A 25,669-nucleotide genomic window follows, 5' to 3' on the forward strand; every position below is an offset into this window, starting at 1 on the left:
ACTTACCGATGACAGAACAAAGAATACTGATCGTTTCGCATGGCCACCCGGATCACAGTAAAGGTGGAGCTGAAGTGGCCGCCTACAATCTGTTTAAGGAATACGAACGACTGGGCTTGGACACTGTTTTTTTGGCACGTACCGACCAGCCTTCCCATGGAGGATCTGCTTTCTCCACTATTAATTCGAACAAAGAGATTCTATTCCATACTCATATGTCCGATTTTTTTCTGTTTCAATCGGGTTGTAAAAAGCATGTTTGGCAGGAATTTCGTGCATTATTAAAGCGCTACAAACCAACTGTAGTACATTTTCATCATTATATTCATATGGGGTTGGAATTGATCCGTGAGGTAAGAAATACCTTACCGGATGCACGTCTTGTTGTAACACTGCACGAATATTTAGCTATCTGTGCTAATAATGGCCAAATGGTTAAGCCTGGAAAACAGATGAAGCTTTGTTATAAGTCATCTCCCACTGACTGTGCACATTGTTTCCCCGATCGCTCTGCAGCGGACTTCTTCCTGCGGGAGAAGTATATCAAATCCATTTTTAACTTGGTGGATATGTTCGTCTCACCCAGTCATTTTCTCATTGAGCGCTATAAAGTCTGGGGGATCCCCGAAGAGAAAATGGTAATGATCGAAAATGGCCAGCCGGAGATTGAAACGCCTGCATCTCGCCCCTTAGCAGAAGGAGAAGGACGCGGCCGTTTCGCTTTCTTTGGTCAGATCAATCCTTTTAAAGGTGTAGATGTATTACTGGAGGCCTTTAAACTGTTGCCCGAAGATCTCCAAGAGAAGGTTCACTTGGATATTCACGGAGCTAATTTACAAGGACAGACGGAAGAGTTTCAGGAGAAAATTCTTAGGTTGTTAGAGGATCTGGGCGATTTGGTTACCTTGCATGGATCCTATGAGTCCCATGAAATAGGTCGCTTAATGGAGCAAGCCGACTGGGTGATTATTCCATCGGTATGGTGGGAGAACTCACCGATGGTTATTCAGGAGGCCTTTAACCATGGCCGTCCTTTGATCGGTAGTGATATCGGCGGCATGGTTGAAAAAATTTCCGATAATATAAGTGGATATCATTTCCGTAACGGGAGTAGTAATTCTCTGAAACAGGCAATACTGAAGGCCTGTGGAGAGGGTAGTAGCTGGAACCTGATCGCAAGTAATATTCCGAAACCTCTAACTATTAGTGAATGCGCAGATAAACATATGGGTATTTATCATGGCTAAACTATATCTGCATGTCGGAATGCCTAAGACGGGCACCAGTTATATTCAAGCCTATATGAACCTGAATGTAAAAAGGCTAAAAGCTGATCAGGATGTTGATGTTATATCGGGGCTGGATCCACATATTATTGCATGTGAGCATATTGGGGATGCTCGCTTACGAAAGCGCGAAGATATTAACGGATTGCTGCAGGAAAAAAAGTTATCTGAAATATCCAAAAAACTGACTAAATTTAGCACAGGCTCTGTAGCTATCTGTTCATCTGAGTATTTTACGCTCTCCGATAAGAAGTCAGTTTTGAGTTACTTCTCTTCCTATTTTGATGAAGTAGAGGTTATCTATACCGTTCGTAGACAAGACAAGTTACTGGCTTCAGGATTTAACCAGGATGTAAAAGCTTTAGGTAGAACTTCTAATCTTGTTTGGTCAAAAAAAGATAGCCTTCTGGATTATTATGCCAACTGTCAGGAATGGATAGATCTTGGAGCGAAAGTATCGATCATTAATTTTGATCAGGTGCGAAGTTCAAACCAAAAGATAGAGGAACAGTTCTTTGAGGTCTGTGGTATATCTGGAAATTTATCAGGTTACGCTATTCCAGATTCAAAAGGAGCAAATTACTCCCTGAAAAAGAGAGAGGTCCTTTTAAAGCTGGCTCTTAATCGGAGAGGCGTGTCTGCGCCAGAGCTGCTGGAAGAGTTTATCTCCTTTAACAATCAGGATGTTGAGTTTGTACTTCCCAAATATTATGCAAGGGTATTGATGGGGTATTACTCTGAGTCAAATAGGAAGTTTGCTGATAAATTCTGTATCGGAACTGATATGAGTGAATTTATAGTTTCTGAACCCCTGGTAAATGGTATAAATGGATTTGAGTGGAATCCATTGTCCGAATCTGAATGTCTAGTCGATTTCTTTATTCAAAAGTTAATTCCTTAGGTGCTGTATGAAAAGAATAGCATTTGTTGGTGCTAACCCAAATGGGTCATCATTTAATAAAAATACAAAAGAAGCTTTTTTAAATTCCGGGAATAACACGGGAAATTATGCATTTTGGAATGCAGTAGATCGACAGGTTTTAGGTGATAAGAAGTATATCGAAGGTTGGAATTTCGATCCCAAGAAAATTCAAAGTGAGTTTGATCTAATTGTTCTTCCTGCGTCAAATTTTATACATCCTGATCGGGATATGGGAAGTTTGGCAGACAAGCTGGAAAAAGCCAACCTCCCAGTCTTAGTGGTTGGCCTAGGGGCGCAAGCGACTCACAAGAATGAGGGGGTTAAGTTTAAGGAAGGGACTATTAGGTTTGCTAAAGTTTTGAGTGACTTAGCTACGAAAATCGCTGTTCGAGGAGAGTATACGGCTACACTCCTTGAGTCATTTGGGGTTAATAATGTAGAGGTTGTAGGGTGCCCATCAAATTTTACAAATTTAGATCCTGAGTTGGGTTTAAAGAGTGAGAGTTCTTTAAGAGCATTAAGGAATATGCCAGAGGAAAAATTAAGTATTTTGGTGAATATTGATGCGCACAGGAAAAAATTTAAAAAAGTTTTTGATGGATTTCATTTATCAATAAAGAAAAACTATTTCGAGGTTGTATGCCAGAATCCCCTTGAATTAGTTTCTTTGGCACGTGGAGACGCATATGATGAGGGAAATCATCATATGCTTCATCAGGCTGACTTATGGTGCCCTGGTGAGTCAAGAGATGTATTCGAGCGCTTTGTTAAAGAACGGTTTGTTACTTTTTTTAATGCAGAGGCCTGGATGGAATATGCTCGAAAGTTTGATTTGTCAGTTGGTACACGATTACATGGAAATATGCTTGCTTTCCAAAGTTATGTTCCATCATTGTTTGTTTCCCATGATACGAGAACAAGTGAGCTTGCAGATATTATGATGCTGCCAACTTGCTCTTGGGATATGTTTGTAGCTGGAGGTGTTGCAGACATGGTAGATAGTTGTAAATTTGATGGGGCGGCTTATGACAAGAATCGAAAAGCTCTGATAAAAAGATATCTTGCTGTTTTAGCTGCTTATGATATTTCAGTTTGCAATAAACTTACTGAGTTTGTGAATTAAAAAATTGGGGTTACTTTTGTGAAGTGGAGCTATGTTGGTCCAGGTTATGGGAAAAAATTTTTCCCGAATGATATTAATAAATATAAATCACAGTTTAGTGGTAATACTGGAAATTTAATTTACTACTTTGCTACGCAGTGTGTTATTGATTTTTCAGGTAGGCCGATGAGTGTTGGCACTGATACGTCGATTTTTAATCGTGAGGGTGCTGGTATTGTGCTTTCACTTGCAAATCAACTCGGGTTTCATACTGATTTGTCAAAAAGAGGGCTGTCACTTTGTAATTTGAATGTTCCTGTGATTGGTTTGGGATTGGGGGCGCAAGTAAAAACCAAAACAGATGACATTAGTTTCATACCAGAAGGAACAATCTCTTGGCTTAGAGATTTTTTCGAACGCAGAAAGGGGGCAGCAATAACACTGCGAGGGGATTACACTTTAAGTTTGATGGAAAAACTGGGGTTTTCTAACAACGTGGTATCAATAGGATGCCAAACTAATTTCATATCCTCCGATAAGAGATTAGGGGAAAATATCTATAAGAAAATATGTGGAAATGAACTGGAGAGAATAAACATAGCTGCGGGTAGTCCATTCAATAAAGAGCTAAGAAGTCTAGAGGCATCTTTGCTAAGGATGGCCGTGCAATCAGGTGGTGATTATATTGTTCAGCATCCTGAGAGTTTTATATCGCTGGCGGCAAATTTTTCCGATGATGATTTTGAAAAATCCTTTGAGAAGATATTCCCTGCTTTTTCATCTTATGGATTTTCTGAAGCAGAATTTAGGGGCGCAGTTAGAAAAAATTTTAGACTATATAATGATGCTGTAAATTGGATGTTGTCTCACAGATCTACGGATGTCGTTGTTGGTACTAGAATCCACGGTGTTCAGTCTGCAATACAATCTGGTGTTCCTGCTATTTGTTTGTATATTGATTCTAGGACACATGAGCTTTGTGAAAAAATGAAAATCCCCCATGTATCAGCGAGTTCTTTTGAGGCTGGTATAAGCAAATCTCAGATTGAGTCAATTCTTAAAGATTGGGATTTTGAAGAATTTGATAGGAATAGGCTAGAGCTTGCGAAAAAAATGGAAAAATTTCTTGATGATAATAGTGTTCCATTAGGGCGTTCTCTAAAAGCCTTGGTGGATTAGAAAATAGAGTAGAAATTTTAAAAGGATTTTTATTCTTTATATTAATTGTTTGTAGATACACTGCGATTTTAAATGAAAGCAATTTTACCTGTTGCCGGCTTGGGAACCCGTATGCCGCCTATCGTCGATAAACCGTTTATTCGGTATGTGGTCAATGAGGCGGTTGCCGCAGGGATAAAACAATTGTGCTGGTTACCCATTCCAGTAAGAACTCTATTGAGTGGGATGATGATTATAGATATATTTCTCAAGGCGCAGAAAAAATCAGCTTATAAGGTTGTTGTTAAGTGATAAGTTGTGATTTATTTTTTTTGAGGGGTAGTTATATTTATGATTTTCCCTCTATTGCTGTACATGAGCTTTTAATTTACTTCTTCAGTTGTGGTTGAAAGGTTTGTGGTTAAGAGCTTTTTTAGACTGGCGGATACTGCTTGGGATGCTTTAGTGAAACCTATTATTTTTGTGCATATCCCAAAAACAGCTGGCACAAGCTTCAGGAAAGGTGCTGATACTTATTTTGGAAGGTCAAAAATTTGTCAGGATTATGGCAGGGTTTCGCCTTTGACAAGTCCCCTTATTAAAAAATGGGCTTCTGGGGAGATGGATAGTTGGAGTTTTTATCAGGACTTTAACAGGCAAGGATATCAATTTTTGACTGGTCATTTTCATGCGTCAAAATACATTGATATATTTGATGCTGGACAGATGATAACTTTTTTGCGCGATCCCGTTAATAGAATTGTTTCTGAGTATAATCATAAAGTTCGGCATCAAGGTTATAAAGATAGTTTTGAGAGTTTTTACCGCTCTCGTGAAAATATTAACAGACAGCTCCGTCTTGTCGGTCAGGGTAATTGGTCTCAACTTGGCTTTATAGGGCTTGTTGAATCATTTGAGGATTCTCTGCTCCTGCTTAACAAAAAGTTTGGTATTAATATTCCAATTTTGCGTCAAAACATTACTTCTAATGAGGTTGTTCATTCGAGAGGGCTCACGAATGAACAACTATCTGAATTGCGAACCTTGAATGCAAAGGAATATGAATTTTATAACTGCGCTCGTACACAATTTGACTGGCGACTTCATTTAGCTCGAAACGGCGCATGCTTTACACGAGGTGCCGCTACAGCTTTGGAAAGCGGGTATTTGAAGGGGTGGGCGATGCCTGAGGGAGGGACTGAAGCGGCGCTGCTTAGAGTTAAACATAATGGCGAAGTTGTAGCCGAGACAAAAGCAAGTGAATACAATCCTATCTACAAGGCACGAGGGCTGGGCAGGAGGGGGTTTATTGGCTTCTCCTTTGATTTAACTGATATCAAGGATTTATCCTCTATAGAGGTTGTTGTGGCCAGAACGGGCCAACCCCTGCCAATTTTATCATCTCTTACAAGGCTTTCTTAGTATGTATGCCTCACGATTTTGGAACCGGGGTACCTTACAAGGTGTTGACGGGGGTGGTTCTGTCCGGTGAAATGTATCATGGGGCATTTCTCCACCTTTACTCGGTATAATTCATCCAAGATGTGTGATTTAGTAATGTAAGCTACTTTTTCCTGATTGCTCTGTTTCATCCTCTTGATAGTGTATGTTATGTAGTTTGATGAAAGTTATAGTCCTTGGTTAGCGGTGTAAATAGCTAAAAGCAAGACCCAAATTCTGTGTTACTTTACTGTTTCGATTTGGATCAAATACAGGCAGCTCGACGTTAAGAAGCACTTTGGATGAATAAGCTTTTAAAGATTTTTTTAGTATGAAAGTATCTCAAATTGGGTTCAATAAGTGCGGTACAACCAGTGTAAATCATTTTTTCTTACGTAATGGCTATGAATCTGTCCACTGGGATCATGGGAGCTTGGCTTTACGACTTGAGGACAACTACTTACATGGGAAGCCTCTATTAAGTGGATATGAAAATTTCGATTTCTATAGTGAAATGGAGTTTGTCTCAAGTCGGTGCCTATATGCTTTCGAAAAGTACTATCAGGAATTAGATCGACAGTACCCCGATTCTCTTTTTATTTTAAATGCTCGTCCTGTAGAGAAATGGGTTGAGAGTCGGCTTAATCACGGTAATGGTAGTTATTTGCACAGATTTGAGAAGATCTATTCATACTATCGAGAAACTGTTATACGGCGCTGGAAATATGGGTGGCATAGGCATCATTCAAATGTGCTTCAGTATTTTTATGGTCGGAAAAATTTTCTTCTTTTTGATGTAGAAAAGGATGATGGGCGCAAACTAAAAGAGTTTATTGGTTGTTCAAGGTTGCAGGCTCTTTTTTATAAACATGCCCACAAAACAGCTTGATAATTAGTCTTTTGGAAAGTTGAGCTTTCATCTTTTTGATGATTATTGTAGACGGTCGCGAATTGTAAGTTATATTTAGTTTATTGTGAGAGTGTTGAAAATAGTACTCTCACCTGGAAAGGTATTTTGAGCGCGAATGAAGTTTGGAATGGCAGCGATTTTTAAGAACGAATATGAGTACATCCTTGAGTGGGTTGTTTATCATCAGTTGATTGGTGTTGATGCTTTTTATATTGCAGATAATGTCAGTGATGATGGCTCCTCCCAATTGTTGGAGGCTCTGGATAGCTTGGGAGTAGTAAATAGGATTTATTTCCCCAGAGTAGGAGATCATGGTCCACAGATGCCGGCATATAATCTGATCTTAAATCGCTTTGGCGATGAGGTTGATTTGCTCGGCTTTATTGATGCTGATGAATTTATCGTTACTGCGCAAGGCGTTAATTTAAAAAGCTTGCTATCTGATTTTAATCAAATTGAGGATGCCAGTGCACTAGCGCTCAATTGGAGAAATTTCGGCTCATCTGGACATAAGTTCAAGAGTGATGGTTTGGTGATTGAGCGATTTACTCAAGCTTCCAAGCAAGAGCACGAATTTAACCGACATATTAAAACAATTTTGAAGCCATCTTTGGTTGAAAAGATGCATGTCCATGAATGTGTACTTAAAAGCGGACGTTATTATTCTGCTAACTTACAACCTACTGAATTTGAAAATGGTACATCCAGTGAACCCAAGACAACTCGAGTTCTCTATGACGGGTTAAGGGTTAATCATTATGTTGTCAAGTCCAGGCATGAACATGCGATGAAAAAGGAGAAAAAGGGTTCTGGTGCTGGTAGTTCAACTAGGAAAAAAGGTGAAGCTTATTTTAAAGCTCATGATTTAAATGATGAGACTGACGATGCACTTCTCTGTCATGTAGAAAGTGTAAAAAATGGCGTTGCCCGTTTGAAGGAACGCATAACTGCTGAGACTCCATATCTGTGTTATGGAAAAATTTTTGTAGATGTGGGTCCTGACTTGATTACTGGTTGGGCGACAGCAGAATTTGCGGGATCGATAAAAATTCGCTTACTGATTAATGGGGAAGAGCACTTAGTTGAGTTAAATAGAGACCGGCCCGACGTTGTGCGAAAGGCACTTTCACAGAATTTGAAATGCGGGTTTGCGTTTAAGCCTAAAATGGGTTTGTCCAATCGAGACGAGATTGAGGCCTATATTTATGGCACGAACATTGCTGCCAAAGTAAACTTCAGACTGGATGGTAGCCCTTAGTCTAAGGTGTGTATCAGTTGGCTGATACTTACCAGTTTCAGTGTGAGTTGAACTAGCTATTATTTTATTGGCGAATGCATGCGGTGCCGCTAAGAGTGCTGAGTAATAACTGGATTTGTTACGGTGTTAAATATTTTTAAGTCCTTTTTCTATGTTGATTTGGCGCCCAGGCTTAAGCCCGGAATTGCGATTGAGCCCTCTGATTGCACTGAAACAGATTTTTTATGGTGTGCATCTGGACCGGACCCCCAATTCCAAGTACTGGGACGAGCTCCTGGCCCTGGCTGGTATATGGTGGAACTTGGACTGCAGCACAATCAGTCGTCTGCAGATTCTAAACTCTATTTTGACTATGGAGATGGCTTCACCGAGCCGGATAGTATATTTCTTCCAAGTAAATCGGGTCGTGTTAGTAAGCGTCTACTCTACCTTCAACAACGCCCTAAAGCTTTGCGCTTTGATCCTATGGAATCCGAAGGACTATTTACAGTACAACACTTCCAGTTAGTGAAGCTTCTCCCCCGGTTTGCCTACGATCGCCTGGCGCAGCGCTTGGCCAATATGCACTTTAAATTTCGTAGTCAGGGAAAGGCAAAGGTTTTACAACTCATTCGTGGCGAGGCTCGTGAATCAGGTTGCAACTGGCGGGATTTGGCTTTACAGCACTATGCAAGAACTTTTGTTAAACGGAAGCAAACCAGTGATTATTCTGAGTGGATTAGAACTGTAGAGGCAAAAAGAGTTGCTTCTTATCCGGGCTCACTGGATTTAGCTAAAGGCTCTGGTAGACCTTTAATTTCTATTATTCTTCCAACCTATAACACTGATATTGAACTGTTAAGCTCATGTATCAATTCGGTTTTAGCACAAAGTTATAGTCATTGGGAGCTGTGTATTGCTGATGATGCTTCTTGTCAGGCTCAGGTTAAATCCTGCCTGGAGAAATATCAAAAGCTAGACCAGCGTATCAAAGTAATATTTCGAACAGCAAATGGACATATTTCGGCTGCAAGTAATAGTGCCTTGTCGTTGGCCGGTGGTGAATATATAGCGCTTTTAGATCATGATGATACCCTGGCTCCATTCGCGCTACAGCGAGTTGCCCAGTCAATTGTAGAAAATCCGCAGTTACAATTAGTGTATAGCGATGAAGATAAAATTGATGAACAAGGCGTGCGCTTTGATCCTCATTTCAAGCCAGGCTGGAATCCAGATCTCCTACTATCACAAAATTATATTTGCCATTTAACCGTATTGCGCCGTGAGCTGGTTGAGCGTGTAGGTGGATTTCGTGCAGGATTTGAGGGAAGTCAGGACCACGATTTGTTACTGCGTTGTATGCCCTATTTGAATAAGGAAAACGTAGCACATATTCCCGAAGTGCTCTATCACTGGCGGGCTATTAGCGGCTCGACAGCACAAGAGAGTTGCGCGAAAGATTATGCGGCTTCTGCGGGGCTTAGGGCTGTAAGTGACTACTTGGGAAGTGAAGGTCTGAAAGCCAGAGCTCTGCCTGGTGTAGCCCCTAATAGCTATCGGGTGCGATGGGATATTTCTGAGCCGCCCCCCTTGGTAAGCTTGCTCATTCCAACCCGCGATAGCCTGGATATACTGAAGCCCTGTGTGGAGGCTATCCTTACCCGAACATGTTACCCCAATTTTGAATTACTGATTTTAGATAATCAGAGTCGTTGTGAGGCAACTTTACACTTTCTGGATGAAGTGAGGGCTACTGATTCCCGAGTCTCAGTGCATCGCTGGGATCACCCCTTTAACTACTCTGCAATTAATAATTTTGGAGTCAGCCTTGCCAAGGGTGAGATCATCGGACTGATAAATAACGATATTGAGCCAATTAACGATGAATGGCTAACGGAGATGGTCGGCCAGGTTCAGAGGCCTGAAATTGGTTGTGTCGGGGCGAAGCTCTATTACCCAAATGATACCATCCAGCACGGTGGAGTGATTTTGGGAATTGGTGGTGTTGCTGGTCACTCCCATAAGTACTTCAGCCGCCATGAATATGGATACTTTTCGCGCCTGCATCTGGTGCAGAATCTGTCCGCTGTAACTGCAGCATGCCTATTGATACGGAAGTCGGTATTTTTAGAAGTTGCTGGCCTGGATGCGGAGAACCTGGCTGTCGCGTTTAATGATGTTGATCTATGCCTAAAAGTGCGTGAAGCAGGTTATCGCAACTTATGGACACCATACGCAGAGCTGTATCACCATGAGTCGGTATCACGCGGGGCCGATAATACCTTAGCTAAACGCCGGCGGGCACAGCGTGAGGCAGAGTATATGCGGGCTCGCTGGGGAGGCTTACTGGATACTGATCCTGCCTATAATCCGCATCTGACGCTGATTCATGAAGATTTCTCGCTAGCATAGCGATATGTCACGGTATTCTTGGCATTGTTGTAGTTTCATGATAGAGCAAGTGCTTAATCAGGATCCCTGAGATATCTCGCAAGTTGTATTTTAACCTTGAGTCTAAGCCAGCTTTGTTGGAGAAAATGCGCTGGGGGGCATACTCACCTAAGATTTGGCATAATTCGATCTCAGCACAGGTTTGTATATAGAAACGAACACTAGAATCGGTAATCAGAGCGACCTTTCGATCTTATGACTTTCCCCCAATTATTTGTTTCCGGTATCTTCGCCCTGGTTATCGGATGTTTAATTTTTACTCATTTTCGTCCATCCTTGGTGTTTGCTGCGGCAGCTGGTGCTTGTTTCCTGACTGGATTGGTCCCAGCGGAGTCAGCGTTACAGAAAGGAGCAAACCCAGGTTTAGCCACTTTAGTAGCTCTGATGCTCGTGTCGGTGGGGTTGGAGAAGGCCCGCTGGTTGCGGTCGATTTCAGAAGGACTGATTAAGGGCTCCTTAAAGGCAAGTTTGCTGAGGCTTACCACTGCTACTGCATTAAGTTCTGCGTTTCTTAACAATACGGCAGTTGTGGCTGCCTTATCCTCAAGTGTGAAGGGGCAGCGGCGCTTACCCGCGGCCAAATTACTGATTCCGTTATCTTACGCGGCGATTCTCGGCGGTACTCTGACGCTTATTGGTACCTCCACTAACTTGATTGTTAACAGTTTTGTGCTGGATCGCGGCCTTCCCAGTTTGGAGTTTTTTGCCTTTGTACCGGTGGGCTTGGCCGCAGCTTTAGTAGGCTTGGCGGTACTGCTCTTATGCAATCGTCTTCTGCCGGAAGGGGGAGTAACGGAAGAGCCTGTCACTGAGTATTTGTTGGAGGCGGAAGTGATAGCTGACTCCCCATTGGATGGGAAAAGTGTCGAGCAAAACCGCCTACGTCAATTGGAGACTTTTTATTTAATTGAAATTGTCCGTGGCAGCCAGGTTATTAGCCCAGTGGGTCCCTCCGAAGTTATCCGTTGTGGGGATAAGTTAATTTTTAGTGGTGATGTACGTGACCTTGGTCGCTTACAGGATATTGAAGGGCTGCGTTTATTTGCGTTGGAGGATGAGGATCTGGACCTGAATCTTACAGAAGTAGTGATTACGCCCAGTTCCAGTATTCTTGGCCAATCTTTAAAAGGGTGCAATTTTCGTACTCGGTTTGATGCAGCCGTGGTTGCTATGCGTCGTGGTGGTGAGCGGTTGTCTGGCAAGCTCGGTGAGATTGAGCTTCGCGCTGGGGATGCCCTGCTGTTGGCGGTGGGCCCGGATTTTCGTCATCATCTGAATATTGATAAGAATTTCTATGTGATCAGCGGCACAGAGGTTCGGCGCGACCTCTCTCGACGTAATAACTGGCTTTTGGGGTTGGGCTTTGCTGCCGTTGTGGCCGGTGCGGCACTGGGTGTCTTCTCGCTGCTAAAAGGGCTCGTGGTTCTTCTTGGAGGAATGATTGGTCTGGGAATCGTATCTACTACTGAGTTACAGCGGCGTTTCCCATTCCAGATATGGCTGATTATCACTAGTGCCCTGATTTTGGCTGAGGCTTTCGCGGGTAGTGGTTTGGCAGATTCGTTAGCGCTAGGGCTGCGTAGTTTACTAGCGGACTGGGGGCCATTAGCCGGGTTGGTGGGCATCTTCTTACTGACATTGGCGCTTACAGAATTGATGACCAACAACGCCGCTGCAGCACTGGCTTTCCCACTCGCATGGAGCTTGGCTGAGAGCTTTGGGGTTAGCTGGATGCCCTTTGTAATGGCCGTAGCCTATGGAGCTAGTGCCAGCTTTCTCACCCCATTTGGCTATCAAACTAACCTGATTGTGCAAAACTTGGGAGGATATCATTTACGTGATTTCCTCAGGGCTGGATTACCCCTGACTATTGCTTATTCGATAACAGTTTTGATTTTGATTCCAATCGTGTTTCCGCTCGAGGGGTAGTAATTTGGCACTTGACTCGGTTCCCACAGAAAGCTGTTTAGTCATTGAAGAGGGAGCAAACCCATCAACAGACTATTTTATTCGGCCATATTTGTATGACAGGGGAATCAAATTCCGGTGTATAACTTGGTCCAGCTCTCCGTTTGAACAGGATATTAATGGCAAATCGTTAGTCTTTGTTCGTTACATCCCCCGGAGTTGGAAGTCATTTATAGATAAAAATAGAGGTCGGTTTCATAGAATTTACCTCTTTATCGATGATGACCTATTTGATTGGTATGCGTTCTCCAGCATGCCACTTCGGTATCAAGCAAAAATATTACGGCTTAGTTGGTCTAAACAGAGGTGGTTAAAATCTGTCGGCGCACAACTATTGGTTTCGACATCCTACCTTGAGGAAAAGTACCAAAGCTGGTCACCAGAGTTGCTACAGCCGGCTCCCTTGAGTTGTGAGCAGGAGCAGCCTTTGACCGTGTTTTACCATGGCTCTGCGTCACACCTTGAAGATGTTCTGTGGCTGCGGCCGGTGATAGAAGAAGTCCTCAATCGCAGTCCAATTCTCAATTTTGAGATAATTGGAGATCAGCGTGTCAATCGACTCTTTCGAGGATTGCCACGGGTACAGATACTGCACCCGATGACGTGGCCTACCTATGTGTCGATGCTTCGAGAGCGAGGGCGATCAATTGGTTTGGCACCTTTGCTCGATTTACCGTTTAATCGCGCCAGGTCGCATACAAAGTTTTTTGATATTACCCAGGCTGGTGCCGCAGGTATTTTCGCTCAAGGGGACATATACGGTTCCGTAGTGCGGCACGGGGAAAATGGTCTGTTGCTACCAATGGAACCTTCAGCTTGGGTTGAGGGAATCTTAGACCTTGCTAACGATCATAGTCTTCGGGATGCACTTTCTTTTGAGGCAAGGAAATGCCTGTAATTGGACACTGCTCACTCGGACTTCGGCGTTTATCTAACCTTGAGAACTTCCTGGGAGCTGAATGTCGCTATGTAGCTCTTAAGCCCGATAGATCAATTACCATGATGGCCGGCTGGGGGTTAAAAAAAAGCGCTCTTAAAGCACAGCGCCTCGCCACTCATTTGAGTTTGCCCTATATTTCCATAGAAGATGGTTTTTTACGTTCACTCGGCCTTGGCGTAAATGGTGCTGAACCTCATAGCTTGGTCGTAGACTCGACAGGTATCTATTACGATGCCTCCCGGCCAAGTGACCTGGAAACATTAATTAGAGAAGCTGATTTCTCACTGGATGACCTTGCTCGTGCAGAGAAAGGCTTAAAACTGATACGAGAGAGCCGACTGTCGAAATATAACCAGTCGGCTGATATATCACTGGAAATTTTGCCAGGACAAAAATCTATTTTAGTGGTCGATCAAACATTTGGGGATATTTCCGTTAAAGGAGGGTTGGCTTCTGAGCAGCATTTCTCTCAAATGCTTGAGTCCGCAATTAATGAAAATCCTGATGCTGAAATTCTTGTAAAGATTCATCCCGATGTTGTCGCAGGAAAAAAGCGTGGCTATCTAAAGGAACTGGCTGAACTGAGGGGGTGTAGGATTATCTCTGAGGATATCTCTCCCTGGTCAATCCTGGATGGAGTTGAAAAGGTCTATGTGGTCAGCAGCCAGCTGGGTTTCGAGGCGCTGGTCGCCGGTAAGGAGGTCCACTGCTTTGGAGTGCCTTTTTACGCGGGCTGGGGGTTAACTCGGGATAGAGGAAAGTGTGGTCGCCGCAGTGTGAAGCGAACGTTGCTTCAGGTTTTTTGCGCTGCGTACCTCAAATACTCCCGGTATATTAATCCGTATACTGGCAATCGATGTAACTTTGAAGACACTGTGGCATTAATTGCTGAACAACGCAGGCAGTGGAATCGCTTTGATGGCGACTGGGTTGGAGTAGGATTTTCTCACTGGAAAAGGAGTTTTATTCCAGGCTTTATCGGTGGAAAGGGAAGGATTAAATTTTCTTCTGCAAAGGTACCAGATGCAAGGGCAGGAACCAATGTTCTGATATGGGCAAGTCGGATTACAGATGGTTTGCTTGATGAGGCTAAGAAATCTGATTTAAATGTCTGGAGGGTTGAAGACGGTTTCTTGCGTTCCGTTGGTTTGGGTGCCGATCTGGTCGTTCCGAATTCACTGGTTCTAGATAGTCGTGGTATTTACTTTGACGCCAGGCAGCCCAGCGATTTGGAGATGCTGTTAAATACCTGTAGTTTTCCTGATCCTCTTCTAGATAGAGCTAGAAGGTTACGAGAAAAATTGATCGATAAGGGGATTAGCAAATACAACGTTGTAGAAGATAAACCTACAGTTGATTTTGGTTTTTCCTCTGGTAAAAAAATTATTTTAGTTCCCGGGCAGGTAGAAAGTGATGCCTCGATAGCTAATGGTTCCCCAATAATAAAAAGCAATCTGGCACTTCTTGAGCGCGTCAGGCTCAATAACCCCGATTCTCATATTATTTATAAGCCGCACCCTGACGTAGTTTGCGGTGCTCGTCTAGGTACTTTGCAGGGGAGTTCTGATTCCCTTTATGACACTTTGCTTGAACAGGGTGATATAGTTTCTGCTATTAAAGTCGCTGATGAAATTCACACCATGAGCTCCCTGAGTGGTTTTGAGGCACTACTGAGAGGCAAGCAAGTGGTCACTTATGGGTTACCCTTTTATGCTGGTTGGGGACTCACAAGGGATACGCTTGTCGAAGATAGAGAAATCCCCACGGGTGAGTTAAGGGATTTTACATCGAGAAGGCAGCGCAATTTAACTTTAAACCAGATGATTGCCGCTACTTTGCTGTTATACCCGGTCTATGTGGATCCCAAAACGACAGAATTTATCAATGCAGAAACTACCATTGAACTACTTGAAAAGGCACGTTCTTTGGAAAACAAAAAAGGAGTTTGTTTTAAACTCTTTTCCTTATACCGAAGAATCTTTATGAGATATTGAAAGCTGTACCCGAAATCCAGTATAAGGCTATCTATTCTATTTCTTTTGATAGATTGGTTTAAATTTTTAGATCTCAGGGAATATAGTTTCAAACTTCTACTTAACAAACTTTTATATTTTTCCCTTCTACGCTAAGTGTTCGGGAGCTGGTTTCCAAGGCTTTCTGGCTGCAAGCCATTCTTACTCTATTACGCCCGATTACACTTTGGTGATTATAGTACTAGTTGTACTGACACCTATTTTTTCCTGGTATAAGATGTGGGATTAAATGGAGTTGGAATTTATTCGGCTTGCTACAGGGGTATCTTTCTCTCGCGTGTCGCCAGATGTTAATTTCTTGGCGTGCTGAGTGGTTGTGTTTTTATATGAATTGACTTTATGGTTTGTACCAAATACAAATTGTGTGTTGGCATTTTTACGCTATACAGTTTGATTGATGGGAAGATCCTTGAAGTAAGAAACCACAGTAGGGCAGTTTTTGCTGCCAAATTTACAGAAGTTTCTGCCCTGTTAGTAGCGGCTCTAATATCCAAGTTCTATGTTGTTAGATGGCTCGCATAGATGTAAAAAGCAGTTCATTATAATAACTGTGAAGTTTGCCTAATTTCACAGTCATTTCTTTTTTATTCATCGCCTCGTTTCAACGTATCCAGTGACCTTAGTTCAAGGAAAAGCCAATACATGTCTGAGGCAGTATTTTTACAAGGACCTCATGGACCATTCTTTGCCCAATTGGCAAGGCGCCTGTCACAGAGCGGAGTCATTACTCATAAGATCAACTTTAATGGCGGGGATCGCTACTTCGCTTGGGCTGATTTTCAGGTGGATTTCACCGGGGGAGAAAGTGATTGGAGTGCCTTCTTCTCAGATTATCTATCTAAAAATAATGTAGATACTGTTTTTTGCTATGGGGACTGCCGCCGCCTGCATACCATTGCAAAATCCATCTGCGAGTCCAAGGGTATCGCTTTTGGTGTATTTGAAGAGGGATATTTGCGCCCGGATTTTATCACTCTTGAATTTGGCGGGGTTAACGCTCATTCGCGTACGGACTGGTCTCGAGAAGCAATTAATAGTTATCGAGCCAGGGAGCGAAAGCAGGTTAAGCCTGTCGGGCAAACTTTTTTTAGGCGAGCGCGTTTTGCAATTGCCTATTATCTTGCGATGCGGGCTTCTCAATCGGAATTTCCCCACTATCGGCACCACCGTAGTCTCAGTTGGCTAGGTGAAGGCGTTTGCTGGATCAAGAGTTTCTATCGAAAAGGCCTCTATAAACTGATGGAGCGCGGACTTACGGCCCGTTTGACGGGTGAGCTCAGCGGCCGGTACTTTCTTTTTCCACTTCAAACCCGCGATGATTTTCAACTGCGAAAGCACTCTGATCTGGTTTCTATCGAAAATGCGATAGAGGTGGTGTTGCAGTCGTTTGCACAAAATGCTCCAAAGGGTTCGATGATGGTAATAAAGCACCACCCTATGGATCGAGGGTTTTGTCACTATCAAAAGCTGATACAGGAGCTGGAAACTCGCTACCAAATTACTGGCAGGGTTATCTACTGTCATGACCTGCACCTGCCGACTTTGCTCGATCACACCCTAGGGGTTGTAACAATCAACAGTACAGTGGGGATATCTGCACTCTTCCACGAGGTGCCAACTCAAGTACTTGGAAGATCACTGTACGACTTACCGGGGCTGACTCATCAAGGGGGGCTCTCCAGCTTTTGGAGTCAATCCGACCCGGTAGACACGGAGTTCTTCCAGCGATTTCGGGCCTATCTCTATGATAAGACCCAAGTGGATGGCAGCTTCTCCCGCCATATTACCGCTACAATCGATGGAGTTTGCAGGCGCTTGACGGAGGCCCGTGCAAGGGAGCTAAGGCAGCAGCCTGAAACTGAGGTGGATATGGTCTAAGGAGCGCTGTACTCTTTTTACCTCTAGATCAATGACGCTTTTCTTTTTATCTACCCAATATTGATATCCTATCTGTCGGGGCAGATACATGCCAATCAACTTGCCTAAAAAACAGGCTGATCTGGATCGTCTAACCTGTTAGACTGCGCGGCCTTTTACCCACCGCTCCGGTCCCGCGATAGGGACTTTGGCTTCAAGTGAATTCCGAAATGACCGATACCCCTAAAGCGGCCGGCTTCGACCAGTTGGGTCTGCCGTCTGAAATTCTCAGCGCCATCGAAAAGCTCGGCTATGAGACTCCCTCCCCGATCCAGGCACAAACTATTCCGTCCCTGCTGGAGGGGCGGGATGTGCTAGGCCAGGCCCAGACGGGCACTGGCAAGACCGCAGCTTTTGCGCTGCCGCTACTCTCCCAGCTGGACCTGAAGGATCGTCGCCCTCAGGCACTGGTGCTGGCACCGACCCGCGAACTGGCTATTCAGGTGGCTGAAGCCTGTCAGTCTTACGCATCCAAGTTGAAAGGTTTCCACGTTGCGCCTATCTACGGTGGCGCTGACTACCGCGGCCAGATACAGCAGTTGAAGCGTGGCGTTCAGTTGGTGGTAGGTACTCCCGGACGGGTGATGGACCATATGCGTCGTGGTTCCCTGGATCTGTCCAATCTACGCACCCTGGTGCTGGATGAAGCGGATGAAATGCTGCGCATGGGCTTTATCGATGATGTGCAGTGGGTATTGGAGCAGATTCCTGAAGAGCGCCAGATTGCGCTGTTCTCCGCCACTATGCCAAAAGAGATTGCCCGCATCGCCCGCGAGCATCTGGATGAGCCGGTTGAAGTAAAAATCCGTGTTAAGACTGAGACTGCGGAAACCATTCGCCAGCGCTATTGGCCGGTTGGTGGTCTGCACAAACTGGATGCACTGACCCGTATTCTTGAAGCGGAGCCGGTGGACGCCACGATTATCTTCGTGCGCACCAAAAACAGCACCGTGGAACTGGCAGATAAGCTGGCCGCTAGAGGGTTCGCCAGTGCCGCCCTGAACGGTGATATGGCGCAGAACCTGCGTGAAGCCGTGATCGACAAGCTGAAAAACGGCAAGCTCGATATTGTTGTAGCCACCGATGTTGCGGCTCGTGGACTGGACGTAAAGCGTATCAGCCACGTGATTAACTACGATATCCCCTACGATACCGAAGCTTATATTCACCGTATCGGTCGTACCGGCCGCGCTGGTCGCGAAGGCGATGCGATCCTGTTTGTGGCGCCCCGCGAGCGCCGTATGTTGCGTGTCATCGAGAAAGCGACCAAGAAGCCGATCGAAAAACTGGATTTGCCCAGCGCAGATGCAGTTAACAGCGCCCGTATGCAGCGCTTCCGCGAGCGCATTACCGCGACCCTGGAAGGCCAAACTGATCTGGCGCCCTATCGCCAGCTGGTTGAGGAATTCCTGGCGCAGAATGAGGTTGACCCTCTGGATGTTGCTGCCGCGCTGGCTGCAATGGCCCAGGGTGACCAGCCCCTGCTGATTCAAGAGAAAGAGCAGAGGCCGCGCAAAGAGCGTCGCGAGCGCGATGATGACTTTGACGGTGGTCGCCGCCGCAAGAAGGAAAGCTTCGAGAAAGATCGCAAGCTGCCGCCGCCCGATGAGGGGCTGGAGCGCTTCCGTATCGAGATCGGCCGCGAGCAGGGCGTGCGCCCCGGCAGCATTGTTGGCGCTATTGCCAATGAGGTGGATCTGGACAGCTCCTATATCGGCCGTATCGAAATCTACAACGATTTCACCACGGTAGATCTGCCCCAGGGAATGCCGAAAGAAGTGTTCCAACACCTGAAGAAGGTGCGTGTTTCCGGTAAACCGATGAAAATCACCCGCTTCGATGAAGCGGCGGTGAAATCGAAAGGGAAGCCCAAGGGTAAGCCTAAGTTCAAGCCCAAAGGTAAGCCCAAAGCCAAGCGCGGCAATAACGACGAGTAAGTCGTACCTGTTTAGCAGGTTTATTCCGGGAGAGCGCAGGCCTGCGCTCTCCCATTCAGTTTCCTTTCTTCTATTTCTTCCCTGACTTGAATTAGCGCTGTGGCAGCATACGGGTGAGTGTGTTATCGCGGGCAATAAAGTGGTGCCACAGGGCGGCGGCGATATGCAGTCCAACCAGTACGAGCAGGGCGGGCCACATTACATCTTTGTGCAGGAAAGCGATTTGCTTGCCCAGATCCGGGTTTTTGGCGAACAGGTTGGGAACGGCAAACAGGCCAAAAAACTCGGTATCGCGCCCAAACAGTTGGCGCATCACGATGCCTGATACCGGCATAGCCAGAATCAACAGGTAGAGTCCACCATGGGTCAGGCTGGACAGTGCCTTCTGCCACTTCTTGCCTTCAATCTGTGGGCGCTTGTGACGTGCACGCCAGTAGAGGCGAAGGGCCAGAAGCATCAGGACACCGACTCCCAGCGAGAAGTGCAGCTGCATAAACCAGCCGCGCATGGGGTCGCCGCGCTCGTAAAACTCATGCAGTTCAACCGCTCCCCACACAGAGAGCAGCAGGATTACAAAAAGCCAGTGCAGTCCTTTACTCACTGAGTTCCAACGTTCAACCGGGTTTGACATAGAGGGTCTCCTACAAAGTCCAGGCATTTGGCCGGGTACAGGCCACTGCCGTATAGTTATTTGTGTGATTTTACCGGCCTCTCCGGCCAGACCAAACCATTGATTTGTTTGATCTGAAAATATTCAGTTTGTTTGATAATTGTGCTGAGGTTGAGTAAGTCATTATTTCCGCAAAGGCTTAAGCCGCCCAGTTAACTTTTGTAAGTGGTTAGGCAGGTTCTGGCCGCTCTCACACCTTGTAGATTGGCAAAGCTGGTATCCCGTGCGGTTTTGAGGAAGTCTGTGAGATAAGGTTGCTCGAGCATATCTTCCCGCACTGCCGCGTAGAGAGTGCTCCAAAGGCCCTCTTTACCCAGCTGGAATTGGGAAACAAACCCCTTTTGCAGGTACTCATGTAGCGCCCAATTGGGCAGGGCGCAAACCCCTCGGCCGCTGGCTACTAACTGAACCATCATCACGGTGAGTTCTGCGGTTCGAACTTCTGCGGGTTCAATTCCAGCGGGGTCGAGGAAGTGCTGGAAGATATCCAGCCGCTCGCGCTCAACCGGATAGGTAATCTGGACTTCACCAGCCAATTCCTGCGGTTCTACCCAACGCCGCTTGCTCTCCTGCGCCAGTGGGTGTTTGCGGCTTATGGCAAGGCACATTTCAAAGCTGAACAGCGGCTCGTAGTGCAGGCCTTTCAGGTCCGGGTCTGGATTGGAGGTGACAACCAGGTCCAGGTCGCCGCGCACCAGTGCGGGCAGCGGAGCGAAGTGGAAGCCGCTGCACAGGTCCAGTTCCACTTCTGGCCAGCCGTCCCGATAGGTATTCAGTGCGGGCATCAGCCACTGGTAGCAGCTGTGGCACTCGATAGCGATATTGAGCCTGCCCGCTTGACCAGATGCCAGTCGAGACAGGTCCCGTTGTGCTATAGCTACCTGGGGCAGTATGTCGTCCGCCAATTGCAGCAGTCTCAGACCGGCACTGGTAAATCGCAAAGGCCGGGATTTGCGTATAAACAGTTCTTGGCCGAGCCGGTCCTCCATTTCGCGAAATAAGTGCGAAAGAGCCGACTGGGTCAGGTGAAGGCGCTCCGCTGCGCGTACCAGGCTGCCTGTCTCACGCAAAACACTCAGCGCACGCAAATGGCGCAATTCAATCATCATTAAAATTATTCATGTTATTTGCAAAAAATATGAAATTGATTGAACAGCACTGTGCGCACACAATCAAGTCAGGACTCTCGCTAATGCGACCGTTACCGAGATCGCAGCTGCGGGGTATTTTTCAATGGGGCAACTTTGATCCCCTCACAGGAAAGAGCTTGGGAAGGCGGCCATGGTGCAAACACATATCCTCGGCTATCCGCGTATCGGAGCCAATCGCGAACTGAAGAAAGCGCAAGAAGCCTATTGGCGCGGTGATATGCCCCAGCAGCAGTTGCTGCAAGTGGGCACAGAGATACGCCGTGGTAACTGGCAGGCCCAAAGTGAGGCCGGTTTGAGCCGTGTAGCTGTGGGGGATTTCGCCTGGTACGACCAGGTTCTGAATCACTCCCTGATGTTTGGTGTGGTCGGTCAGCGCTTTAAAGAAGGAGCGGCAGATAACAAGCTGGACCAGTATTTCCGCTTGGCCCGTGGTCGCGCTCCATCGGGACAGCCGGTAGCGGCCAGTGCCATGACCAAGTGGTTTGATACCAACTATCACTACTTGGTCCCTGAACTCTCCAATGATCAGGCCTTCTCCCTGGATAGTGAGTGGTTACTTGACGAGGTGCGGGAAGCCCAATCCCTGGGCTACAAAGCCAAGCCGGTGGTTATCGGACCACTCACTTACCTGTGGCTGGGGCGAGGTGTGGATAGCCCTCTGGATTTAGTGCCAAAACTCCTGCCTTGCTATGCCGAGTTGCTGTCTCAGCTCGCTGACCTCGGAGTTGAATGGGTGCAGTTGGAGGAACCCATACTAGGCCTGGATCTGCCGGATGAATGGCGTGGGGCTTTTGATAGCACCTACCAGCAGATTGCGGTAGTAGCCCCGGGGGTGAATACACTGCTGGCTACCTATTTCTCACCTTTGCGCGAGAATCTGGAGCTGGTATTTTCCCTCCCTGTGTCCGGGGTACATATTGACTGTGTACGCGCACCTGAAGAACTTGAAGCTGCGGCCCAGCTGGCAGGTAAGAACAAGGTTCTGTCTGCGGGTGTGATTAATGGGCGAAATGTGTGGCGAGCAGACCTCAATCGTTGGCAGGGCACTTTGCAGCCTTTGGCGAAGCAGTTGGGAGATCGCCTATGGCTATCAGCCAGTTGCTCCCTGCTCCATAGCCCTGTGGATCTGGAAACGGAGGTCAAGCTGCCCAGTGAGCAAAAACAGAAGCTCGCTTACAGCCGCCAGAAACTTCAGGAGTTGGCTCAATTACAGCAGCTGCTCAATGAGGACACAGAGATCCCTGTCTCAGGCGGAGAGAGTGGTGTAGCCGAGGGCTCCATTGCTGATCAATTACGGGATACCTGGCGTCAACAGTGCTTTCAGGATCGCTCTTTAGTACAGGCCAAGCGTTGGCAATTGCCACTGCTACCAACCACCACAATAGGCTCATTCCCACAGACGGATCTTTTGCGCGGTGTGCGCCGCAAGTACCGCAATAGCGAAATTTCTGAAGCGGATTATTTAGAACATCTACGCGCTGAAATTGCCGAAGCTATCCGTCGTCAGGAAATACTCGGTCTGGATGTACTGGTGCATGGTGAGGCTGAGCGCAACGATATGGTGGAATATTTCGGGGAGCAACTGGATGGTTTTGTACACACCGGTAATGGCTGGGTGCAAAGTTATGGCTCTCGCTGTGTGAAACCCCCGATTATTTTTGATGATATTTCCCGACTTAACGCTATGACAGTAGAGTGGAGCAGCTATGCCCAGAGCCTTACTAATAAGCCGGTAAAAGGTATGCTTACCGGCCCGGTGACAATTCTCAACTGGTCCTTCCCGAGGGAAGATATTCACCGCAGTGAGAGCTGTCTGCAAATTGCCAAGGCATTGCGGGAAGAAGTGTTGGATCTTGAGGCGGCCGGTATCGGGATCATCCAGATTGATGAACCGGCTTTGCGTGAGGGAGTTCCCCTTCGAGAGTCTGAGCACCAGTATTATTTTGCCTGGGCGGTAGGGTGTTTCCGCTACACCTGTAGCGAAGTAAAAGCGGAAACCCAGATCCACACTCATATGTGTTACAGCAATTTCAATGCAATTATGGATGCCATTGTTTCCCTTGATGCGGATGTAATTACTATTGAATCAGCTCGCTCCGATTTGCGCCTACTCAGCGCGTTTGCCGACAAGGCCGGTGGTTACCCCAATGAAATTGGACCTGGCATTTACGATATTCACTCACCCAATGTGCCGGAAAGGGGGGAGCTGGTTGAGCGACTTAAGAAAATTGCACAGGTGGTGCCGGTTGAGCGACTTTGGGTAAACCCAGACTGCGGCCTTAAAACCCGTAACTGGGCTGAGGTCGGGTCATCCCTACTGAATATGGTAGAGGCTGCACGCACTGTGCGTACAGAACTGGCCTAGCCAATTTATAAATAAAAAACCGGCAATCATTTGGATTGCCGGTTTTTTTTCTGTTTTTTTCGCTTCTGTTTTTTTAACTTACTCGGACTTGGTGGCTACTGTAGTAGTATTATTTAATTCAAATGGCACTGAAGGGTGGAAAGGTTTAATACCCAAGGCAGTGTAAAGTTCATCCGGGCGATACATATTTTGTCCCTCGAGCACCAGTGCAGTGCGACGCAGCGCGGTAATATCCTCAAGGGGATTTCCCTCCAGTAAAACCAGGTCTGCATTTTTTCCCACTGCAATACTGCCAGTGTACTCGTCGGCCCCCATAACCTGCGCCGGTACCAGTGTAGCCGTGCGCAGTACATCAATATTGGGAATACCTGCTTTGGCATAGAGTTCGAGTTCGCGTAACAGGGTAAATCCGGGGATGCCATCGGAGCCCGCGACCATAGTAACCTTGTGCTCGTGTAGTTTGAGCATCATGGCCAGCAGGGCTTCCGCTGAAAGGTCGTAGTCATCCCGGTGTTCCGGCTTCACATCCAGTTCGGCCCCAACAAAGGCGCGCTGGATATTGACTGGAAGGTGGTCGGTAATATCGGCAAACTCAGGATCTACTTTGCCCGGCTGGCGCAGTAACATCGAACTGAATACGGTGGTGGTTGCGTCTACGACAGTGCCTTTTTTGGCTAGCTTATCCAGGAAAGTAGCCACTTCTTTGCTATCCAGATCCAGCTCGTGGGCGTGCTCTCCGATTTCTGTAAAGCGCAGTCTTTTACGGGTATCTATCTTGCCCATAAAATTCAGAAACAGCATATTGATATGCTGAATTTCATCAAAGCCCGCGTCCACTGCCTCTTCGGCGGTCATAAATGCAGGAATATGACCGGACAAACGCATACCATTTTCGTGGATATGCTTGGCTAAGGGAGCGATCCACTCGGGCTCCATCGAGCTGTAAGTTTTAATTTGCTGATAGCCGCGATCGGCATACCACTCGACAATATCCTTGGCTTCTTCCAGGCTGTCCGCAGTCTTGCCCATTCGCATGGCATTTTCGCTTTCCCGGTCCATAAAGCCCGCACGGAAAAGGTCGCCGCCAATGATTTGCTCTGACTCAAACATGCCTTCAATACGCATGATACTTTCATGGGTATTACCGATGTCGCGAACATTGACAATGCCAGCGGCCATATTCAGAACACCATCGGTAGGGGATAAGTGGGCGTGCATATCCCAGAGGCCGGGGATCAGCGTATGGTTACGGGCATCAATGGTGGTTGCCCCGTTGGCTTTGATCGGTTTTTTACTGATTTTTGCGATCTTTCCATCTTTGATCAGAACATGGTGCTTTCTCTGTAGTTTGCCAGATTCAACATCAACCAGGTTGACGTTGCTGATCAGGATGGGTTGGGTTGATGTGTGGGTATGTTTCTTGGCAATACCTTGCAGGTACTGGTCTGCGGCTGCGACTTGCCGGGTTTTCAGTTCTTCGAGGTGAGATTTATCCCAGCCTTTGCGCAGGATGGCGAACCATCCCCCTTCGTCGGAGGCAAATAAATCCCCATTGTCATCATACCAGGCGAGATCTGGGGTAAAGCCCAGGCCGCTTACGCCGTAAAGGTGGACCGTTTTCTTTTTCTCGCCTTGTTGCAGAGTCAATTTATCAAGCTTATGGAGGCGTGCTTTTCCTTGCGGCAGTAAATCAATATTTTGATCTGCATCGGCAATCAGTGCTTTTACCAATTGCGTCTGTACGGCAAGGGTGCTGTTCTTGGGAATATAAAATTGAGCTTCGGAAGTTTTTGCGCTGCCATGTTCATCGGAACCTTTCCAGCGAGCGACACCATTTTCCAGGGAAAATTCTTCGCTGACTGGAGCACCAAATGGGCTGATCCCTTCAATGGATAATTGCTCGGGCATTGCCGCCTCACCGATAGTGAAGCTCTCCTTGAGGTTTAGGCGACGGTTATTCCAGCCGAGCTTTAATTCACCAGATACCTTTGTTCCATCCTGATGAATAACTTCAGAGCCAGCAATGCCCTCTTTATCGTAAAAAATATACTCGATTGATTTTGCATAAGCGCTATTGGCTGCGGCTAGAACTGTGGCTGCGATAAGCGTTGCCAGTGTTTTTTTTCTCATGAATTGTCCCTTTTCTTGTTGTAATACCGGTGATGGACTTTGGCTTCTTTTC

At 46.3% G+C, this 25,669-nt stretch carries 18 protein-coding genes; 15 read left to right on the forward strand and 3 right to left on the reverse strand.

Annotated features, from left to right (window positions below; translation table 11 throughout):
- Positions 1-8 precede the first annotated feature (8 nt).
- The 14 genes from ACG1BZ_RS04235 (at position 9) to ACG1BZ_RS04300 (ending at position 19,301) form a co-directional block, all read left to right on the forward strand.
- Positions 9-1,247, forward strand: a complete 1,239-nt coding sequence (locus ACG1BZ_RS04235) for a glycosyltransferase family 4 protein (RefSeq protein WP_413664517.1) — start codon at positions 9-11, stop codon at positions 1,245-1,247.
- Positions 1,240-2,187 (forward strand): hypothetical protein, encoded by a 948-nt coding sequence (locus tag ACG1BZ_RS04240; RefSeq protein WP_413664518.1) that lies wholly within the window; start codon positions 1,240-1,242, stop codon positions 2,185-2,187. The genes ACG1BZ_RS04235 and ACG1BZ_RS04240 overlap by 8 nt, the downstream gene beginning before the upstream one ends.
- A 7-nt stretch (positions 2,188-2,194) precedes the next feature.
- Positions 2,195-3,331, forward strand: a complete 1,137-nt coding sequence (locus tag ACG1BZ_RS04245; RefSeq protein WP_413664519.1) for a polysaccharide pyruvyl transferase family protein — start codon at positions 2,195-2,197, stop codon at positions 3,329-3,331.
- An 18-nt stretch (positions 3,332-3,349) separates the two neighbouring features.
- A complete protein-coding gene (locus ACG1BZ_RS04250; RefSeq protein WP_413664520.1) occupies positions 3,350-4,489 on the forward strand; it encodes a polysaccharide pyruvyl transferase family protein in 1,140 nt (379 codons plus the stop codon).
- Positions 4,490-4,561: 72 nt separating this feature from the next.
- Positions 4,562-4,780 (forward strand): hypothetical protein, encoded by a 219-nt coding sequence (locus ACG1BZ_RS04255; protein ID WP_413664521.1) that lies wholly within the window; start codon positions 4,562-4,564, stop codon positions 4,778-4,780.
- A gap of 105 nt (positions 4,781-4,885) precedes the next feature.
- Positions 4,886-5,890, forward strand: a complete 1,005-nt coding sequence (locus ACG1BZ_RS04260; RefSeq protein ID WP_413664522.1) for a sulfotransferase family 2 domain-containing protein — start codon at positions 4,886-4,888, stop codon at positions 5,888-5,890.
- Between the two features lie 349 nt (positions 5,891-6,239).
- A complete protein-coding gene (locus ACG1BZ_RS04265; protein ID WP_413664523.1) occupies positions 6,240-6,797 on the forward strand; it encodes a sulfotransferase in 558 nt (185 codons plus the stop codon).
- A gap of 136 nt (positions 6,798-6,933) precedes the next feature.
- Entirely contained in the window at positions 6,934-8,076 is a 1,143-nt protein-coding gene (locus ACG1BZ_RS04270) for a glycosyltransferase family 92 protein (protein ID WP_413664524.1), read from the forward strand.
- 123 nt (positions 8,077-8,199) lie between these two features.
- Positions 8,200-10,467: a glycosyltransferase family 2 protein gene (locus ACG1BZ_RS04275; protein ID WP_413664525.1), complete on the forward strand. Its 2,268-nt coding sequence runs from the start codon at positions 8,200-8,202 to the stop codon at positions 10,465-10,467.
- Between the two features lie 234 nt (positions 10,468-10,701).
- Positions 10,702-12,435 (forward strand): SLC13 family permease, encoded by a 1,734-nt coding sequence (locus ACG1BZ_RS04280; RefSeq protein ID WP_413664526.1) that lies wholly within the window; start codon positions 10,702-10,704, stop codon positions 12,433-12,435.
- A 466-nt stretch (positions 12,436-12,901) separates the two neighbouring features.
- Entirely contained in the window at positions 12,902-13,372 is a 471-nt protein-coding gene (locus ACG1BZ_RS04285) for a hypothetical protein (protein WP_413664527.1), read from the forward strand.
- Between the two features lie 101 nt (positions 13,373-13,473).
- On the forward strand, positions 13,474-15,408 hold the full coding sequence (locus ACG1BZ_RS04290; protein WP_413664528.1) for a capsular polysaccharide biosynthesis protein: 1,935 nt from the start codon (positions 13,474-13,476) through the stop codon (positions 15,406-15,408).
- 681 nt (positions 15,409-16,089) lie between these two features.
- Positions 16,090-17,325 carry a capsule biosynthesis protein gene (locus tag ACG1BZ_RS04295; RefSeq protein ID WP_413664529.1) on the forward strand — a complete coding sequence of 412 codons (1,236 nt, stop codon included), beginning with the start codon at positions 16,090-16,092 and terminating at the stop codon, positions 17,323-17,325.
- A 209-nt stretch (positions 17,326-17,534) separates the two neighbouring features.
- Positions 17,535-19,301 (forward strand): DEAD/DEAH box helicase, encoded by a 1,767-nt coding sequence (locus ACG1BZ_RS04300; RefSeq protein ID WP_282934580.1) that lies wholly within the window; start codon positions 17,535-17,537, stop codon positions 19,299-19,301.
- A 91-nt stretch (positions 19,302-19,392) separates the two neighbouring features.
- Here ACG1BZ_RS04300 and ACG1BZ_RS04305 read toward each other — a convergent pair whose 3' ends face one another.
- A complete protein-coding gene (locus ACG1BZ_RS04305; protein WP_413664530.1) occupies positions 19,393-19,932 on the reverse strand; it encodes a cytochrome b in 540 nt (179 codons plus the stop codon).
- 191 nt (positions 19,933-20,123) lie between these two features.
- A complete protein-coding gene (locus ACG1BZ_RS04310) occupies positions 20,124-21,077 on the reverse strand; it encodes a LysR family transcriptional regulator (RefSeq protein WP_413665844.1) in 954 nt (317 codons plus the stop codon).
- Between the two features lie 175 nt (positions 21,078-21,252).
- On the opposite strand from ACG1BZ_RS04310, the gene metE reads away from it, so the two are divergent.
- On the forward strand, positions 21,253-23,487 hold the full coding sequence (metE, locus tag ACG1BZ_RS04315; protein ID WP_413664531.1) for a 5-methyltetrahydropteroyltriglutamate--homocysteine S-methyltransferase: 2,235 nt from the start codon (positions 21,253-21,255) through the stop codon (positions 23,485-23,487).
- 78 nt (positions 23,488-23,565) lie between these two features.
- On the opposite strand, the gene ACG1BZ_RS04320 is transcribed toward metE, so the two are convergent.
- Complete coding sequence (locus ACG1BZ_RS04320; RefSeq protein WP_413664532.1) at positions 23,566-25,617, reverse strand: amidohydrolase family protein; 2,052 nt, start codon at positions 25,615-25,617, stop codon at positions 23,566-23,568.
- Positions 25,618-25,669: the final 52 nt, after the last annotated feature.

This window comes from Microbulbifer sp. CNSA002, assembly GCF_047324085.1.
In the GTDB taxonomy this organism is placed as follows: Bacteria; Pseudomonadota; Gammaproteobacteria; order Pseudomonadales; family Cellvibrionaceae; genus Microbulbifer.